15 protein-coding genes, 1 pseudogene and 1 riboswitch are annotated in these 17404 nt (G+C 37.3%); of the genes and pseudogenes, 5 read left to right on the forward strand and 11 right to left on the reverse strand.

Annotated features, from left to right (window positions below; all coding sequences use genetic code 11):
• The first annotated feature begins 389 nt into the window (after positions 1-389).
• Positions 390-842 (forward strand): chemotaxis protein CheX, encoded by a 453-nt coding sequence (locus tag LS684_RS12920; RefSeq protein ID WP_233806504.1) that lies wholly within the window; start codon positions 390-392, stop codon positions 840-842.
• Between the two features lie 704 nt (positions 843-1546).
• Here the strand turns inward: LS684_RS12920 and LS684_RS12925 are convergent.
• The 5 genes and pseudogenes from LS684_RS12925 to LS684_RS12945 form a co-directional block, all read right to left on the reverse strand.
• The gene (locus LS684_RS12925; RefSeq protein ID WP_233805971.1) at positions 1547-2659 is read right to left on the reverse strand and encodes a transposase; all 1113 of its coding nucleotides are present in this window, start codon (positions 2657-2659) and stop codon (positions 1547-1549) included.
• Positions 2660-2670: 11 nt separating this feature from the next.
• Positions 2671-3016 (reverse strand): annotated as a pseudogene (gene tnpA / locus LS684_RS12930) (IS200/IS605 family transposase).
• A gap of 194 nt (positions 3017-3210) precedes the next feature.
• Positions 3211-3357, reverse strand: coding sequence for a hypothetical protein (locus LS684_RS12935; protein ID WP_233806505.1), 147 nt, complete (start codon positions 3355-3357; stop codon positions 3211-3213).
• A 451-nt stretch (positions 3358-3808) separates the two neighbouring features.
• A complete protein-coding gene (locus tag LS684_RS12940; RefSeq protein ID WP_233806506.1) occupies positions 3809-5110 on the reverse strand; it encodes a nucleobase:cation symporter-2 family protein in 1302 nt (433 codons plus the stop codon).
• Positions 5107-5700 (reverse strand): xanthine phosphoribosyltransferase, encoded by a 594-nt coding sequence (locus LS684_RS12945; protein WP_233806508.1) that lies wholly within the window; start codon positions 5698-5700, stop codon positions 5107-5109. The genes LS684_RS12940 and LS684_RS12945 overlap by 4 nt, the downstream gene beginning before the upstream one ends.
• Positions 5701-5859: 159 nt before the next feature.
• A riboswitch (purine riboswitch) is annotated at positions 5860-5961 on the reverse strand.
• Positions 5962-6272: 311 nt separating this feature from the next.
• Between LS684_RS12945 and LS684_RS12950 the strand changes: the two genes are divergently transcribed.
• Positions 6273-7961, forward strand: coding sequence for a methyl-accepting chemotaxis protein (locus LS684_RS12950; protein ID WP_233806509.1), 1689 nt, complete (start codon positions 6273-6275; stop codon positions 7959-7961).
• Positions 7962-8034: 73 nt separating this feature from the next.
• Here LS684_RS12950 and LS684_RS12955 read toward each other — a convergent pair whose 3' ends face one another.
• Positions 8035-8526, reverse strand: a complete 492-nt coding sequence (locus LS684_RS12955) for a peptide ABC transporter substrate-binding protein (RefSeq protein ID WP_233806510.1) — start codon at positions 8524-8526, stop codon at positions 8035-8037.
• 872 nt (positions 8527-9398) lie between these two features.
• Here LS684_RS12955 and LS684_RS12960 point away from each other — a divergent pair.
• The 3 genes from LS684_RS12960 to LS684_RS12970 are packed head-to-tail and all read left to right on the forward strand — an operon-like array spanning position 9399 to position 11701.
• Entirely contained in the window at positions 9399-9548 is a 150-nt protein-coding gene (locus tag LS684_RS12960; RefSeq protein ID WP_233806511.1) for a cytochrome c oxidase subunit 2A, read from the forward strand.
• Positions 9549-9569: 21 nt separating this feature from the next.
• Positions 9570-10046, forward strand: coding sequence for a cytochrome c oxidase subunit II (locus LS684_RS12965; protein WP_233806512.1), 477 nt, complete (start codon positions 9570-9572; stop codon positions 10044-10046).
• Positions 10046-11701: a b(o/a)3-type cytochrome-c oxidase subunit 1 gene (locus LS684_RS12970; protein ID WP_233806513.1), complete on the forward strand. Its 1656-nt coding sequence runs from the start codon at positions 10046-10048 to the stop codon at positions 11699-11701. The genes LS684_RS12965 and LS684_RS12970 overlap by 1 nt, the downstream gene beginning before the upstream one ends.
• A gap of 175 nt (positions 11702-11876) precedes the next feature.
• On the opposite strand, the gene LS684_RS12975 is transcribed toward LS684_RS12970, so the two are convergent.
• The 5 genes from LS684_RS12975 to LS684_RS12995 all read right to left on the reverse strand — a co-directional run bounded on the left by LS684_RS12975 (position 11877) and on the right by LS684_RS12995 (position 17355).
• On the reverse strand, positions 11877-13397 hold the full coding sequence (locus LS684_RS12975) for a carboxypeptidase M32 (RefSeq protein WP_233806514.1): 1521 nt from the start codon (positions 13395-13397) through the stop codon (positions 11877-11879).
• 379 nt (positions 13398-13776) lie between these two features.
• The gene (locus tag LS684_RS12980) at positions 13777-14352 is read right to left on the reverse strand and encodes a TetR/AcrR family transcriptional regulator (protein ID WP_233806515.1); all 576 of its coding nucleotides are present in this window, start codon (positions 14350-14352) and stop codon (positions 13777-13779) included.
• Positions 14353-14379: 27 nt separating this feature from the next.
• Positions 14380-14694: a DMT family transporter gene (locus LS684_RS12985; protein WP_233806517.1), complete on the reverse strand. Its 315-nt coding sequence runs from the start codon at positions 14692-14694 to the stop codon at positions 14380-14382.
• A gap of 1 nt (position 14695) precedes the next feature.
• On the reverse strand, positions 14696-15037 hold the full coding sequence (locus LS684_RS12990; protein ID WP_233806518.1) for a DMT family transporter: 342 nt from the start codon (positions 15035-15037) through the stop codon (positions 14696-14698).
• A gap of 374 nt (positions 15038-15411) precedes the next feature.
• Positions 15412-17355: an ATP-dependent DNA helicase gene (locus tag LS684_RS12995; RefSeq protein WP_432418774.1), complete on the reverse strand. Its 1944-nt coding sequence runs from the start codon at positions 17353-17355 to the stop codon at positions 15412-15414.
• Positions 17356-17404 lie beyond the last annotated feature (49 nt).

Genomic DNA, 17404 nt, shown 5'->3' on the forward strand with positions numbered 1-17404 from the left:
CACATTGGTCACCAATCTATTCATTTCATACGATTAATAGAATAGCAATAGCTCCAGTTAACTGAATCCATATGTACAATAAAATCATTACTCATCTTAGATACCGAACATCCGTCAGTCTCTCTTCTACCTTTAGGAATAAAACAAAAAAAAACTTCCCCCAAACAAGGAGGAAGCAAGACGTTTTGAAGAAGTTGTTGTGCTTTTTTATTATATGCAATGGACCAAAGATTAGCACCATTCAATCTTTTCCAATTATCACCCATTCCCTTTTTTCGACAATAAACGTTAAAATATTGTAAATCACACGACTAAATCACTATTTCTTGCTTATTATTACTACAAAATATGTTACTATAGTTATAGTGAACATTGTGGAGGAATGACTTATGGCATTGACTAAGAGTGTTACTGACATTTTAAATGGTACAATTGAGTCCGTTAAATCTGTTCTACCCTTTGAGCTTACGGTTGATAAACCAGGCTTATTTAATCAGCCATTCGACCAGCATTCGGTTGGAGTATTAATTGGGATGACTGGTGATGTTAGAGGTCGAATTATCTTAAATGGTGATGAGCAGCTATTTGGGAGAATCGGTGAAGGGATGTTCGGAGTGGTTCTTGAAGGAGAAATGCTCGAATCATTTGCTGGTGAGTTAGGAAATATGATTGCTGGAAATTTATCTACTTCCATTGCCAATAGCGGATACAATATGGACATTACTCCTCCAACCGTTTTAGTAGGTCATACGAAAGTGTATGGCTTTGAAAAAGCTTTTCGCTTACCAATCCATGTTCAAAATTTCGGCACGTTGATGGCCGTATTAATGGTAGAGGTTTAACCTCATTAAATACACTCTAAATAGTTTGATCTTATAGAGAGATCAAACTCAGACTGTAAACAAATTCGATGAAAATCGTGTTTGTTTACAGTCTTTTTTTGGGTTGGTGCTGGAATGGGGCTGTTGATTTCCGTTCCAGGCGCTTCGCTTTCCGCGGGGCTAGCGGTGAGCCTCCTCGCCGCCGGCTTAAAAGGATAGCAAAGAGAGTCTATTTTCATAACGTTTGCCCTTTTATGTAGCGACCTGCATCAGATGCCAAAAACACGTCAGGTCCAACTACTTCCTCGAGCTCACCATTTTATATTGTGGTAGCACCTAAGATTGCTCTTTTTCGTAATATGAAGTGAAGGACTAGTTGACAACAACAAACTCAAGATGAAACCATCGTTGCAAAGGTTTCTTCCATAAAAGACCGAATCTGGAGCAACGCCTGACCTAATATGTGCATCGTAAGGGAAAACAGACTCAATTATGACTTATTCAACTAAAAAATTGAAAATTCAAATATATAATTCTACCATACCAAAAAAATTAGAAATCAGAAAGGATATCGCATTAAATGAACATGAGTGAACTACTCCCACCACTTACCACCCTTGCGGGTTGCTTGAAGTGGGGGCTTCTTGGGTAATCGCCACTTTTGGTAGCTGACGAAATTGACCAAGCTAACCCTCTTGTTCCAAGAGTTTATATCTCTTATTTCTTTAGGCACTTGCTAATAAGCGAATGCCTTCTTTTTTGATATTGAGTGCTGAATTGTAATCTCTATCGAGGTTTAGTCCGCACGAACAAACATATATTCTGATGTTCATTGGCATTAGTTGGGTATTTCCACAATGCGAACAGGTTTGGGTAGAGGGGAACCATTTGTCTATTTTGATCAGTTGTTTCCCTTGTTCTTTTAGTTTGTACTGTAAGAAAGAAGTGAACATTCCCCATCCATTATCAGCTACACTTTTACCGAATTTAAGTGCTTGTGACATTCCTTTCATATCTAAATCTTCAATCACAACAGCATCATAGTTCGCTACTAATTTTTTTGATTGATGGTGAAGAAAGTTCTTCCGTTGATTGGCGACTTTCTCTTGAATGTTAGCTACTCGAATACGTTGTTTATTCCAATTGGAAGAACCTTTCTTCTTACGAGACAGTTTACGTTGTTCTTTTGCTAATTTTTCAAGTTTTTGTCGATAAAACTTAGGGTAATTGGCTTTCTCACCCTCGCTATCCACAAACAATCCATCCATCGCAAAATCTAACCCAACGACTTTTTTAACTTCCTTCCTTTCAATTTCCACCTCGTACTCTGCCAAAATAGAAATATAATATTTTCCTGATGCGGTCATAGATAATGTGCAGGATTTGATTTTGTATTCTGAAGGTATCTTTCGATGTTGTTTAATTTTGACCAATTTCAACTTAGGTAATTTGATATGACCATCCAACAACTGAATATTTCCATTGACAACATTTGTTGTGTAGCTTTGTTTGTGTCGTTTCCTTTTGAACGTTGGAAACTTGACATTCCCTTTGAAGAAGGCTTTATATGCCTTATCTAAGTTTAGTTGTGCGTTCGCTAATGCTAAAGAGTCTACTTCTTTTAGCCATTCATACTCTTTTTTATACTTAGCAGGAGTTGGGTGCTTTATCTTTTTCAATGCTTCTTTATCTTCTTTTAGGCTTTCATACGTTTCTATTCGTTCAGCTAACATTTTATTGTAGACGAAGCGAACACACCCAAAGGTTTTTCGTATAATAAAAGCTTGTTCATCTGTTGGATACAACCTGAACTTGTACGCTTTATTTTGTTTAGTCATATCAAATCACCTCACTTTACCCCTTGATTTTCTATATATTTTTTCACCACTTCCATAGGTGAACCACCAGTGGTCAACAAACAGAAGCTTCTTGATTAGTCTTGAACTGGCACTTTTATAGGCATTGATGAATTTTGATATTTCACTGTTAGGCTGTGCTTTGAACAAGATATGAACGTGGTCAATATCGTGGTTCCATTCGACTAATGTAATATTATATTTTTGACTCAAAGACACAAATTTATCTTTGGCATAGTCGGAAATCGTATCATCTATCACTTTCCTTCGAAACTTCACAACTAGTAAGAGGTGGTAAGACATCAAGATTACTGAATGGTTATTACTGTCTAATTTCATTATTATATCAATACCTACGCTTTATAATACTGATTATAACATATGGAGGAAAATGACAAAAGAAAGAATCTTTGGGCTATCGCCCAACCGAAATTCATCTCCCCCTTACCGTTGGACTACGCCCTTCACACGCTTGAAGAGGGAGACTTCTTTCGGAAGTACGTTAAAAACGCACCGGGATGACCGATGCGCTGTTATCTTTCTTCAATAGATTGATGATGCTGTACTTCAATCTTAATTTTATGATTAACTGTTGAGCCACATACTTTACATACATCTTCATCATTATAAAGAAGGCGGCAATGATCACAATAGTACTTTTCCATAGCTTGTTCACTCACTTCCTATATTCACCTGTTTATGATAGTGTATGATCTTTCCAATCAATTTGTGATAACTTGTTACACTTATAGATGGAATATGATAAAGTGTATGTTTGAGGATGATAATGTATGTCATTGATTTACATGAAACCACTATGATAAGTTTCTTTACTTAAACTAAGATGGATATTAGAGGTAATTGGACGAAAAAACAACTAGCTGTATTCTGTGGTCCATTCGTTGGGCTTCACCTAGCTACGTTGAAGAGTCCATTTAACTATGGTAAGAATCAACAAATTAGAAAACGGCTGCTTCATGTTGGGTTTGTAGGAGCATCTACAAATAATTAGAGCGGTAGGAGATATCATCCCTACCGCTCTAATGAAATGGTCTATTTTGTTATTCCGCACCCATTTAGGAAAAGATTCCAATAAAATTGTCGCTTGCTTTTTTTCTAATAAACTATATTTTAAGAAGCTTTTTGCTCTCGAATGATAGCTGGCTGGTTGTTGTTTCGTACATTAAAGACAATATTCAAGAAAATGGCCGTTAAGCTTCCTGCAACAATTCCGTTGTCTGTTAGAATGCGAATTCCTTCTGGCATTTGAGCGAACAGGTCAGGTACAGCTGTTACACCTAATCCCATACCAACTGCACATGCAATAATTAATAGGTTTTCCTGTGAAGCAAAGTTCACCGTACTAAGCATTTTGATTCCGTAAGCTACGACCATGCCAAACATAGCTACCATAGCACCTCCTAAAACTGGTGCAGGAATAACTGTTGTTAGCGCACCAATTTTCGGAACCAATCCAAGCACTACAAGAAATGCTCCTGCTGTATAGATCACATTCTTTCCTTTCACTCCGGAAAGCTGAATAAGTCCTACATTTTGTGAATAGGTCGTATAGGGAAATGCATTAAATAAACCACCTAAAATGATTGCTAACCCTTCTGCACGATATCCAGCAGCAAGATCTTTTTCTTCAATCTTTTCTTCGCAAATATCTCCTAAAGCAAAATAAACACCTGTTGACTCTACTAAACTAACAATAGCTACAAGCATCATTGTTAAGATCGCTGTCACTTCGAACGTTGGTAGCCCAAAATAGAATGGCTTTGCCATATGAAACCACGAGGCATCAGCAACAGCAGAAAAGTTCACCCTCCCCATAAAGAGAGCAACGATTGTTCCTCCAGCTAAACCTAGTAAAATCGATACAGAGCGAATAAAGCCATGAAAGAAACGATAGAGGAGAATAATAAAGAACAATGTACCAAATGCTAGAGCGATATTCGAAAGTGATCCGAAATCTGGACTTCCCACCCCGCCTGCCATATTATTCATGGCAACTGGAATTAGTGTAATCCCAATTATCGTAACTACTGACCCTGTTACAACAGGAGGAAAAAACCGTACGAGCTTACCAAAATTCCCTGCAATCAATACAACAAATAATCCTGACACAATAATCGAGCCATATATGGCGGAGATTCCATACTGACCACCGATAGCAATCATTGGCCCTACGGCTGTAAACGTACAGCCTAAAACAACTGGAAGCCCAATGCCAAAGTATTTATTTTTCCAAACTTGAAGAATGGTTGCGACGCCGCACATAAGAATATCAATAGAGACAAGATATGTAAGCTGTTCTCCGCTTAACCCTAATGCTCCCCCAACAATTAGCGGAACAATTACAGCTCCTGCATACATGGCTAACACATGCTGAATGCCTAAAGAGGCTACCTTTAATGGATTTTGTTTCATTTCACGGACTCCTCCACTTCTTGAACGAATGTAATGCTTCCATTTTCTAATGAAGCAATTCTAGCAAGCGATTCGACTTTATACCCTAAGTCACGAATCAATTGCCCACCTTGCTGGAATGATTTTTCAATAACAATGCCGATTCCTGCCACCATCGCACCTGATCGCTTCACAATCTCTACGAGGCCTATGGCCGCTTGTCCATTTGCTATAAAATCATCAATGATGAGTACTCGATCATTATCATCAAGGAACCGATTAGAAACGGATATTTCATTTCTTTCATTTTTTGTAAAGGAATGAACAGATGCTGTCAGTAAATCATCTGTTAAGGTTAAAGATTTGCGCTTTCTAGCAAATATAACAGGAACACCTAATTGTAAGCCGGTCATAACCGATGGTGCGATGCCAGAAGATTCAATTGTAACGATCTTTGTAATTCCTGCATTCTGAAAACGATTAGCAAATTCTCTCCCAATCTCAAGCATTAAGGTAGGATCTACTTGATGGTTTAAAAACGAATCTACCTTCAATACAGAATCTGAAAGAATAATCCCCTCATTCTTCATTTTATCTTCCAATAATTTCATATATAAAACCCCTCTTTCCAATTCATCGCCTTTTAAGCTCATCATGAATTCCTTCAAAATAAAAAAGCTTAAATGTCTTGCATTCAACTCAAAACATGAGTGAAGCAAAGACCTTTAAGCTCGAAAAAGGTATATAGAAATAATAGAAAATACATCAGTTATTTCCCAATGCTCACACATAGTCAGATCATTTACGGTAATCTGGTAGAGACTTGCAAGCCATATCCTCGCGATTATATGAGTGAATGCTATTTAATTGATTATGTATTGTAATATAACGTAGTGAAAGGTGATTGTAAAGTTATTTCTTAACATTAATAATAATTTTAAATTCAACGTTCGTGTTTTGCCTGTTTTGAACACATGTCTCTACTTTTAATATTCAATTTTTACTAAACGATTGTGACACTCACAAAAAACCCCAAATGTCTAGATTGTTTTTTCAGGTAGAAGTATGGCAAAATAATGATATACTTGTCGTATTTTGTCTAATATTGACTAAATATCCCATGTACATAGATACATTTATCTATTGTTTGCAAGTAAAACAACCTAGAATGGAGCCTCTTATTATGAAATTCACTGTTGCAAGAAAATTGTCTATTAGTTTTTTAGCGGTACTAATTTTATTAGGTGGTATAGCAAGTGTAGGATTTGTGCAAATATCCAAAGTAGATGATACATATAATGATTTACTTGATGGCAGAGTCTATAAAATGAGGATTATTCAAAATATGGTTATTTCATTAAAAGATCAACAATACAATGCAAGCAGATATCTATTATCCTCTTCCAATAAAGCATTAGATGAATTTAATACATCTAACCAAACGTATTCACAATATATTGACGAACTTGAAGACATTATTAACATTGACCAAATGATTGAACTTCTTAACGAACTAGATAGCTTGCAGCAGCAATATTCGAAATCATTCGCAGAAGTTGTTTCATATAAAAATGAGGGTAAAAATGAAGAAGTTGGTAAGGCAATTACAGCCATTGCCCCTGTCACAAGTAGAATGCAAGAAATTACGAGTGAAATGCTAGATATTCAAACAAGCCTTGTCAACTCAGCAAGTGCTGAAACAACTGCTATGGTTAAGGAAACACAAAAACTATTGATTATTCTCACAATCATATCTTTATTAACCGGACTTGCCATCGCCAATGTTGTAGGCCGCAAGATTAGTAGACCAGTGACACAAGTGGCTAAAGCAGCAGAACAAATTGCAGAAGGCAACCTTTCTATTGAAGCAATGAACGTAAAAAATAAAGATGAGATTGGAGATTTAGCGAATTCATTTAACCGAATGACCAATAACTTAAAAGAAATTGTTCAGCACGTCAAAGCCAATTCAGAACATGTGGCAGCGACTTCAGAAGAGCTTAGCGTGAGTTCTCAGGAAACAACTAAAGCTACAGAACAAATCTCAACTTCCATTCAAGAGGTTGCTGTCGGTGCTGAAAAACAAGTTGAAAGTGCTTTACAGGCTACGAATGTCGTTTCGGAGATTTCAATGGGGATGAATCAGGTCGCCACGTCCATTCAGTTAGTATCAGATACCACTAGTAGGGCTACTGTAAGAGCGAATCTAGGTTCACAAATTGTCATTGAAACCATCAATCAAATTAAAAAAGCTCATGATCAAGTAGATTCGACAGCAACTGATGTAAAAGTGTTAGGCGAAAAATCAAAAGAAATTGGGCAAATCGTTAATTTAATTACAGATATTGCAGACCAAACAAACCTATTAGCATTAAATGCTGCTATTGAAGCAGCACGTGCAGGTGAACAAGGGAAAGGCTTTGCTGTAGTAGCTGACGAAGTAAGGAAGCTTGCTGAGCAATCAGCAAAAGCTGCTGGTCAAATTAGTCATCTAATTCAAGAAATTCAAAAGGATTCAACTAAAGCAGTTACATCGATGATTGCAGGAACTACCTCTGTTCAAGTCGGCCTAAGCTCTGTTCAAGAAACAGGAGAATCATTTGAGGAGATTGTAAAATACATTGAGGATATTTCTCAACAAAGCCAAGAGGTAGCTATTATTGTAGATGAGATGAATGCAAGTTCTCAAGGAATGGTAGAGATGATGGAGGCTGTATCTTCCATCTCTGAGCAATCTGCTGCAAACACGCAAAACGTTTCCGCTTCAGTAGAGGAGCAAACCGCTTCTATGGAGGAAATCTCCTATTCTGCCGAATCGCTTAGCAAAATGGCAGAAGAATTACAACAGGTCGTAAGTAAATTTAAACTTTAGGACACTACAAAAAGCTAGTCGATTCCATCTCTTGGGTCAGCTAGCTTTTTTATTCAATAACATATATTTATATTTAACTAATCCGAGTCATTTGGACTTCTTTCGGAATCCACCTATTATCCTTATAATGTACTGAACCCTCTATACCAACGGCCCCTTTTGATGATCGATACTTCGAGCCTTCAAACTCTACCGATCTATTGAACTTTATTTTCAACTTTTCGATTTGGAGTAGAATACCCGCTAAGCTATTTTTTTCAGAATGAAAATAACCCATCCCATCTAGCTCTTCTAACGTTGCATCCAAAACAGTAACTTGATATTTATTTTTAAAATAATGAATGATCTCCTCTTGTTCATTTTTCTTGACACCCTGAAAATTACTCATATCAATAGCAATAAACTTCATGTCATGATTTAAGGCTTCGTCTTCTTTTACAAGCTCTTCTAAAGCCACTATGTAGATCTGAACTAAATGCTGCTTTGGATCGTTTTCTTGGCTACATCCAAACAATAACGTTACACTAAGCATCAGCAAATAAAATAGGGTTAGCTTTCGTATCATTATGTAAATTCCTCCCCTCCTCTCTTTTGACGATGTGCAAGCGATTTAGTTTCAATTTTTTCTGAAATTCCAATATTCTTTCGGGTGATCCAAATCGAAACCCATACTGATGCATGCTTTCATATTTGGACCAATAGCTCAGAGCTCCTTGTCAGGCAAGGAGATGCACTAGGCAGTTTAGAAAAGAATCCCGATCCTTGCCTCCCCTTTTAAGTTGGCTTTTGACCTTGAGGTGCTGGGCACTGGCGCTGGATGTTGAAGTGAGTATCACCATTCATCAATTGTTTACTTTCTTAACCAACTAAATTGGAGTGATCGTTCCTTATTTAAGTTTCACTCCAACACTAGTAAAATTCGCTCACATTTTTACGGATTTCGCTCACATACGACAAGAAATCGATCCAGTTCGACAATCCCCCCTCCTCTTCCATTACTTTCTGCTCATTAAGGGGCATTTTGAAGGGAGTTTCGTTATGTTACTAGTAGTTTTATAGGCTTATAAGCGTATAGTTTTTTTAAAAACTCCCCTTTTTATGCCCAAATTAACTCTTCTCTATAGGTGAATCCAGGAGAAATCACTCCTTTCCACATCAAATAGCACAGAAAAAATTCCCAATAGACCGACATATTTCCGAAATACCGCCTTCCTTCTATGATATATGTTCTTTAAGCTTCACATTTTTTTCACATTTTCACTGGGAAGTATGTGATGTGGATCACTGCTATATCAACTTTTCACTATTATCATAGTAATAAAGTAATTAATGAACAATTTGTGAAGTGCAGAAAACCTAATGGAATCTTACTGAGAGTTTTGTATGATGAGAGTGTAATCATTTATTTGTTCAAAAATTTGAAGGGAGTGAGAAGCGATGGCGAAAACGGAACTGGATCAGAAGACAAAAACTGAAATCGAGGATAGCTCTTCTCTTAAAGGGACGTTGGCTTCCGTTTTCTTATTAGGATTCTTCCTAATAATTACGTGGGTAGGCGTTTACTTCTTATACTTAGATCGTTTTTAAAGATGGAAAGGGGAAAAAGCCATGCATATGCATAAGTTTGAAAAGGTTTGGCTTATTTTCGGAATAGGTGCACTTCTCGTATTCTTAACTGTATTAGGAGTAAGCGCATTCTATCTAGGAAATCAACCGCCGAGCTGTTTAGCGACAATCGATCCAGAAAAGGTAGATACAACCGCACCTTTTAATGAACCAGGTTTGAAAAAGGTTGAAGGAAAAGAATGGGATTATGAATTAGTGTTTGTTGCACAAGCATTCGCTTACACACCTGGGGACGTACAAGTTCCACTTGGAGCAAAAGTGAAAATTATTGCAACTACAAAAGATGTTATTCACGGGTTTGAAGTAGCTGGTACAAACATTAACATGATGGTTGAACCAGGATATATCAGTGAACATATTACAACTTTTGATAAAACAGGCGAATACTTAATTCTATGTAATGAATATTGTGGTACTGGTCACCACATGATGACTTCGAAAATTGAGGTGGTTGAATAATGCTTAGCCCTACTGCTAATCTAAAAGTTGACCGCCGTGATGGTAAATTAGCAATGGCCCACTTTTATGTGGCATTTATTGCTTTAGCATTAGGCGGAATTGCCGGATTATTACAGGTTTTAGTTCGTTCAGGAAAATTCACATTACCAGCAGGTATTGGTTACTACCAAGTACTAACTGTACATGGTGTTGTTTTAGGACTTGTATTAACTACTTTCTTTATTATGGGTTTCCAATTAGCGGCAACTAGTAAAACTTCAGGCACATTTACAAACGCACAACGCCGCACAGGATGGATTGGTTTTTGGTTAATGACGATCGGTACAGCAATGGCTGCTGTAATGATCCTGTTAAATGAAGCATCTGTTCTTTATACGTTCTATGCTCCATTACAAGCACATTTTGTCTACTACCTAGGTTTAACACTAGTTATTGTAGGTAGCTGGTTTGATGGCGCTGCTATTATCCTAAAATATGCTCAATGGAGAAGAGAAAACCCAGGCCAACCTAGCCCACTAATGACATTTATGTCACTTGTAAACACAATGATGTGGATTGTTGCGACAATTGGTGTTGCTGCAACTGTATTATTACAATTACTCCCTTGGTCTTTAGGCTTAGTTGAAACTGTAAACGTTGGTTTAAGCCGTACATTATTCTGGTATTTCGGACATCCGCTTGTATACTTCTGGTTACTTCCTGCTTACATGGCATGGTATGTGGTCATCCCAAAAGTTATTGGAGCGAAGATTTTCTCTGATTCACTAGCTCGTATGTCCTTTATCTTATTCTTAATATTCTCAATTCCTGTTGGTTTCCACCATCAGCTATTAGAACCAGGAATTGACCCAGCTTGGAAGTTCTTACAGGTTATTTTAACATTCTTAGTTGTTATCCCTTCATTAATGACTGCGTTCTCATTATTTGCAACATTCGAAACTTTCGGTCGTTCGAAAGGTGCAACAGGATTGTTTGGTTGGTTCAAGAAACTTCCTTGGGGAGATGCACGATTCACAGTTCCATTTATCGGGATGGCTGCTTTTATTCCAGCAGGTGCTGGTGGTATCGTTAACGCATCCCACCAAATGAACCAAGTAGTTCATAACACGATTTGGGTAACTGGTCACTTCCATTTAACAGTGGCAACTGCAGTTATATTAACATTCTTTGGTGTAGCTTATTGGCTAGTACCGCATTTAACTGGTCGTAAATTAACAAAAGCAATGAATAAATTAGCATTAATCCAAGGTGCTCTGTGGGCAATCGGTATGACATTTATGTCAGGGGCCATGCATGCTGCTGGTTTACTAGGTGCTCCTCGTCGTTCTTCTTTCTCAGAATACGGCGGTTCAGCACAAGCAGCTGAATGGATTCCTTACCAAGTAGCTCAAGCAGTTGGTGGTTCAATCCTATTCTTATCGATCATCTTAATGCTTTACATCTTCTTCAACCTTGCATTCTTTGCACCAAAAGGCGAGCAGGACTTCCCTGTAGGTGAAGTGGCTGATGAAGCTGAAAAGTCACCAATGGTTTACGAAAACTGGAAGCTATGGCTTGGTGTTGTAGTCGTACTAATCCTATTCGCTTACACGATTCCATTTATCGACTTAATTGAAAACGCTCCTCCAGGGGCAAAAGGCTTTAAACTTTGGTAAAATTAGTGAAATGAAAAAAGCTCCGAACATGTTCGGAGCTTTTTTGTTCTACCGTCTACCCCTACTTCTCTTTGTGATGTGAAAGATGAATTGGAATTACAGAGTGACGAATAGAACAAAATCTACATTCATTCATATGAAAGAGGATGGAATGACAGCTCCATCCTCTTTCATATTAGTTTAATTGATACACCTTACCATACTTTTCATATAAATAATCTGACAGATGTTTCGCATTTAGCCCTTCACCTGTAACTTCCGTTAGAATTTCTAGTGGCTGCTTCATCTTACCAAACTGATGTACATGCTTCGTAAACCACTCTTTAATTGGTAGAAGGTTCCCTTCCTCTAGTAATTGATCATAATTTGGAATATCCTTTACCATAGCATTTTTCAGCTGAGCTGCGTACATATAACCGAGTGCATATGATGGGAAATATCCAAAGCTTCCGCCCGCCCAATGCACATCCTGTAATACTCCTTCCCCATCATTTGATGGTCTTACACCTAGATATTGCTCATACTTATCATTCCATACCTGTGGAAGGTCCTTCACTTCAATCTCATCGTTAAATAAGCCTTTTTCTATTTCATATCGAACAATGACATGTAATGGATAGGTTAGTTCATCTGCTTCAATGCGGATAAGGGAAGGCTTTGACTCATTAATTGCTCTATAAAACTCATCAACGCCTACTTCATCAAACTGACCATTGGAATATTCCTTTAACAGCTCATAGTTTTTCTTCCAGAATGAAAGATGACGTCCTACAAAGTTCTCATAGAATAAAGACTGAGATTCATGAATCCCCATTGAAGTTCCTGTACATAATGGTGTACCGACTAGCTCTTTTGAGATATTTTGTTCATATAAAGCGTGTCCACCTTCATGAATTGTACCAAAGACAGCCGTACGGAAGTCTTTCTCATCATATTTAGTCGTCACACGTACATCTCCTGGGTTTAGACCCGTAGCAAAAGGATGAACCGTTTCATCCAATCGGCCCGAATCAAAGTCATACCCCATTTGTTTTAGCACATCTAAGCTAAACCCTTTTTGCTTTTCTTTTGGGAAATGCTCATATAAAAATTCCGTCGTCGGTTTATGGCTAGATTCAGCAATTTGTTGAACAAGCGGAATAATTTTTTCACGCAGCTCACCGAATACTCGGTCTAATACGTCAACCGTTACCCCTGGCTCATACATATCTAATAACGTATTATATTTATTTCCTTCATATCCCCAATAACGAATAAAGCGTTTGTTTGTTTCCACAAGCTTTTCTAAGTAAGGCTGGAACATCCTGAAGTCAGAATTCGCCTTCGCGTCTTCCCATACTGTTTCTGCCTTTGATTGAAGAATGACATACTCTTTATATTCTGAAGCAGGAATCTTTTTATTTCGGTCATATTCCTTCTTGCACTCTTCAAGGGTTTTCTTCGTTATTTCGGATAACACGGAAGAAGCTTCCTCCGTAGATAACTTCGCTATGTATGCAGCCATTTCTTCCGAAGTTGACATGTTAAATACGTCGGAAGAAAGCATGCCAATTACTTCAGAACGTTGATCTGCGCCATTTTTAGGAGCGCCTGTTCTTAGATCCCAATAAATGAGGGAAAGGGCTTCTTTATACGCACTCATTTTCTTTACATAATCTAGAAATTCTTTTTCTACTTGCTGAATATTCTCAGTCATTTTATTACCCCCTATCAAACTCTATCCATCTCATTTTATCATATTTTTCTGAAAAATAATTGTGTTTTTGCTTGCCTTATGATAATTCATTAACAACAACATATAATAGAATAGTTATCATATGCTCGAGGGGGGTTGAATGGGATGACGGAATTGATTGGCTATTGTTATATATGTGGAAAGGAACTTTACTGCTTAGATGGTTTTTTTTATGGGGTTCAAACAGATGAACAAGAAGTCCTTTGTTTCTCCTGCTTTGATAACGGTAATTTTTCATCTTTCGTATGCAATAAAAGAAGCCCAATTTCTTAAAGATACATGTAGAAATTGGACCTGTGAAATTACTGATAATGGTTCGATTATCATCTAATGAGTGTTTCTATTTCGAAATCCCCCTCCAAAACACATACCAACTCTCCTCTAATCTCCTTTCATATTCTTCCTCAGAAAGATTCACCAGGTAGAATATCATACCATCTAGCATGCAAAGGAAAGATGTTGCAATGATTTCTTTGTCTATGAGATGATCTGTAGGCTCTAAAATAAGATTGAGCAATTTTCTTATTTCTTGCTCCATTTCACCATATTTTTGTAGCATAAAATCTTTAAACCGTTCTGGAGGTACCATTCCATATCGTTTAATAAACAGGCCTAAATCATGTTCATAAAAATACTTGTTTAACTTTTCCATAAGTACATATAACTGATCTTCTATGGAAAGGTCTTTTAACAAACTGGATTGGCTTTGTACAAAAATTAGATAATCCTCCATTACGTGATTCGTTACATGTTCAAATAATTCTTCTTTGCTTGAGAAATATGCGTATATTGAGGGTGCTTTAATATTCACCCTCATGGCAATATCTTTGAGAGAGGTTTCTTCATACCCCTTTGTCGAGAACAAGAAAAGGGCTTGTTTCAATATATTCTCTCTTGTTTCTTCTCCTTTACTCACCTTTGTTCACCTCGTTCTTCCACTTCATTACGATACGAGCTTAAGCCCGACTATACATACGATAATACCACCTACAAGAGCTAATTTCCTAGCATCTTTAGGTTCTTTAAAGATTACCATGCCTAATAATACACTTCCAGCGGCACCAATTCCCGTCCATATCCCGTACCCTACACTAATAGGAATCTCTTTTAATGAGATCGAGAGTAGTATAAAGCTGAAACCCATAAATAATATAAATATGATAGTTGGTTTAATTTTTGAGAATCCTTCCGATAATTTCAAAAATATTACACCGCCAATTTCCATTAGTCCAGCCAACACTAATAATATCCAGCTCATGTTATACAGCATCCTCCCTATTAGGCTCTCTAGAGACCAACTTCAGACCAATAATACAACTAATTAACATCATTACGAGTCCTATTTTAATAAAAGTAACGGTGTCTCCCAAAAATATCATACCTACCAGGGCAGTTCCAAAGGAACCAAGCCCTGTAAAAACTGCATAAGCTGTAGATACTGGTAAAAGCTTTAATGATTTTGAAAAGGCATAAAAGCTTAGAATAATTAGAATAACTGTAGGAATGACTACCTTAATATTTGTAAAGCCATTTGAATATTTTAAACCTAAAGCCCATCCAACCTCCATTATTCCTCCAAAAATGAGATATACCCATGCCATAAACCATACTCCCTTCCAGGTTAACTTTTTTAATTTATCATTAGTTTGTACAGATAAACTAATCAAATCCTTACTTCTTACCAAAAATTTAACTACCATTAGTTAGATTTTAATCCCAAACAATATAAATTGCAACTTTTTTCTGTTCCAAAAGATAAAGAATTTTTACTTGGTAGGAGTTTATTTCTACCTACTGATATCCGTTCTGTGCGAACTAAAAACCTGCTCAGTGGTATTCCTTTATGCTATTTATTTCTATTCTTAAGCAAAAAATAAGAGACCGAGAGCTTACTCTCGATCCCCTTTAATGATATTTTATTCGCATCTTCCAAGTTCATGTTACTACGGATAGATATAAGTAAGTTCTAGCTCGCTTACTCACTTCTTGTCGGTTCTGTTGGGAGGGTGGTTTGAATCATTGTGATCACTTCATTCTCTACTTGATCTTCTAGTAAAATGGATACGGATCCTCTGTCCTCGTGTCCTCTAATCAGCCTTCCTATCCCCTGCCTGAGGCGAAGAAGCATGTATGGCATGTCCACTTCATGGAATGGATCAGTGGCCGCTTCTCTTTTTGCACGAAATACAGGGTCATGGGGAGGATACGGTAAGGAGAAAATGATGACATTTTCCAATGACTTACCTGGTATATCTAACCCTTCCCATAAATGAGTTGAACAAAGGACGGATTGCTCCTCGTTTTGGAATTTGGATACAAGTGTGCTAATTTCAGCATCTCCTTCAAAGTACACCGGATAAGTTAATTTTCCTTGCATCCAATTCTTAAAGAAGGATAGATCTTGGTCATTTGTAAATAAGACAAGTGCTCGGCCCTCTGATTTCTCTATTTGTTCAATGGTATAGGTAGCTTTGTGAACTCGATCATTTTGCTTAAACGTTGGCATATACAGATTCATCTGCTCATCGTAATCAAATGGTGATTGTACAGTAAATGATAAGTATTTCTCGACACCAAGACTTGAAGCTACATAGGTGAAGGATTTGTTTTCTGCTAAAGTAGCAGATGAAAAAACAAACGGCTTCTTTTGAGAGAATACTTCTTCCTTCATAATATCCTTTACCATTCTAGGCATGATGACAAGGGTTCTCTCGCCTTTAATTTCCTCATACCATGTGATGCCATTTAACTCTTTCAAAAACAAATTGAGGGAATAGGAGATTTGCTCCAAGTATTCTTCAACAATCTTCAAATCATATTCATTGATGATGTACATTTCACTTTCAAATACTAATTCTTCTTCAAGGTCATTTAAAAACGTCAACAGTTGCTTCCCTTGACTCAGCATACCATCCGTTTTATGGATTAATTTTTTTTCGGACCCTTCTACCTCTTTGGCATTTAGACTTAACGTATGGAAAAATTGCTCGTTTTGATAGATGGCATCTTCAATAATATTTAACGTTTTTTCTCTTACATCATTTGACATTAACCTTGTAAGTAATGTTTCAAGTGTTTGCTCTGTTAAGCGATAAGTCAAAGCTTTCTGAGCTGCATATTCAAGGAGATGTCCTTCATCAAATACTACACAGCTGCTTTCCGGTAAAAATGGTAGCTGTCCTTCACGCTTTCTAGATTCTTTCGTCCAAATATGCTCCATGTAAAAATCATGGGAACAGACAATTAGATCCTTCGCACTACGATAATGATCACGATGTAATGTCTGGCCGCAGCGGTGTCTCTTTGAACAGGTAAAGCAGTCTTGAAGAGGATCCCATGCTACAGCATCCCATTGCTCATTTGTTAGCTCAGGATAGTCTTTCCGGTCTCCATATTTTCTAAATGCTTGCATAGAGCTATCTGTATGAACAAAATCAGGCAGCTGATGAAATAGGTCATTGAAGATTTCATCGTCTTCATGTACGACAGCGTGATCTAGCTTATTTAAACATAAATATTGCTCCCTTGATTTTGCCAGACGTACATCAATATGTAAGTCTAATGCCCGTTCGAGCTTCGCAATATCCCCTTCTTTTTTTACCAGCTGTTCAATTAAAGTTTCATCCGCACAAGCAATAATGGCAGGCTTGTTCAAATAACGAGCATAGCAAATCGCATAGAGTAAATAGACGATCGTCTTTCCAGTTCCTACACCCGCTTCTGCGAAAATCACTTCTTTTTCTTTAAAGGCTTTCTCTAATTGAAAAGCCATATATACTTGCTCATCCCTTAACTCAAAGCCGGCTTCAGGTAAAATATCATAAAAGACATCGCCGATCCACTCGCTAAATTTATCATAAAATGACTCTGTCTTAGAGATTTCAAATGGCAATCGATTTTGCAAAACAGTCCCCTCCATCAATCGAAACGCAAGCGCTACTCAACCAAAAGAAAAAGCGCTATATAAG

The sequence above is a fragment of the Cytobacillus spongiae genome (assembly GCF_021390075.1).

What these genes read in the sequence shown, in the direction of transcription:
- LS684_RS12925 (WP_233805971.1), bottom strand. Translation starts at nt 2,659, where the DNA reads ATGACTAAACAAAATAAAGCGTACAAGTTCAGGTTGTATCCAACAGAT.
- LS684_RS12950 (WP_233806509.1), top strand. Translation starts at nt 6,273, where the DNA reads ATGAAATTCACTGTTGCAAGAAAATTGTCTATTAGTTTTTTAGCGGTA.
- LS684_RS12945 (WP_233806508.1), bottom strand. Translation starts at nt 5,700, where the DNA reads ATGAAATTATTGGAAGATAAAATGAAGAATGAGGGGATTATTCTTTCA.
- LS684_RS12940 (WP_233806506.1), bottom strand. Translation starts at nt 5,110, where the DNA reads ATGAAACAAAATCCATTAAAGGTAGCCTCTTTAGGCATTCAGCATGTG.
- LS684_RS12920 (WP_233806504.1), top strand. Translation starts at nt 390, where the DNA reads ATGGCATTGACTAAGAGTGTTACTGACATTTTAAATGGTACAATTGAG.
- LS684_RS12990 (WP_233806518.1), bottom strand. Translation starts at nt 15,037, where the DNA reads ATGGCATGGGTATATCTCATTTTTGGAGGAATAATGGAGGTTGGATGG.
- LS684_RS12960 (WP_233806511.1), top strand. Translation starts at nt 9,399, where the DNA reads ATGGCGAAAACGGAACTGGATCAGAAGACAAAAACTGAAATCGAGGAT.
- LS684_RS12985 (WP_233806517.1), bottom strand. Translation starts at nt 14,694, where the DNA reads ATGAGCTGGATATTATTAGTGTTGGCTGGACTAATGGAAATTGGCGGT.
- LS684_RS12975 (WP_233806514.1), bottom strand. Translation starts at nt 13,397, where the DNA reads ATGACTGAGAATATTCAGCAAGTAGAAAAAGAATTTCTAGATTATGTA.
- LS684_RS12955 (WP_233806510.1), bottom strand. Translation starts at nt 8,526, where the DNA reads ATGATACGAAAGCTAACCCTATTTTATTTGCTGATGCTTAGTGTAACG.
- LS684_RS12970 (WP_233806513.1), top strand. Translation starts at nt 10,046, where the DNA reads ATGCTTAGCCCTACTGCTAATCTAAAAGTTGACCGCCGTGATGGTAAA.
- LS684_RS12965 (WP_233806512.1), top strand. Translation starts at nt 9,570, where the DNA reads ATGCATATGCATAAGTTTGAAAAGGTTTGGCTTATTTTCGGAATAGGT.
- LS684_RS12995 (WP_432418774.1), bottom strand. Translation starts at nt 17,355, where the DNA reads ATGGAGGGGACTGTTTTGCAAAATCGATTGCCATTTGAAATCTCTAAG.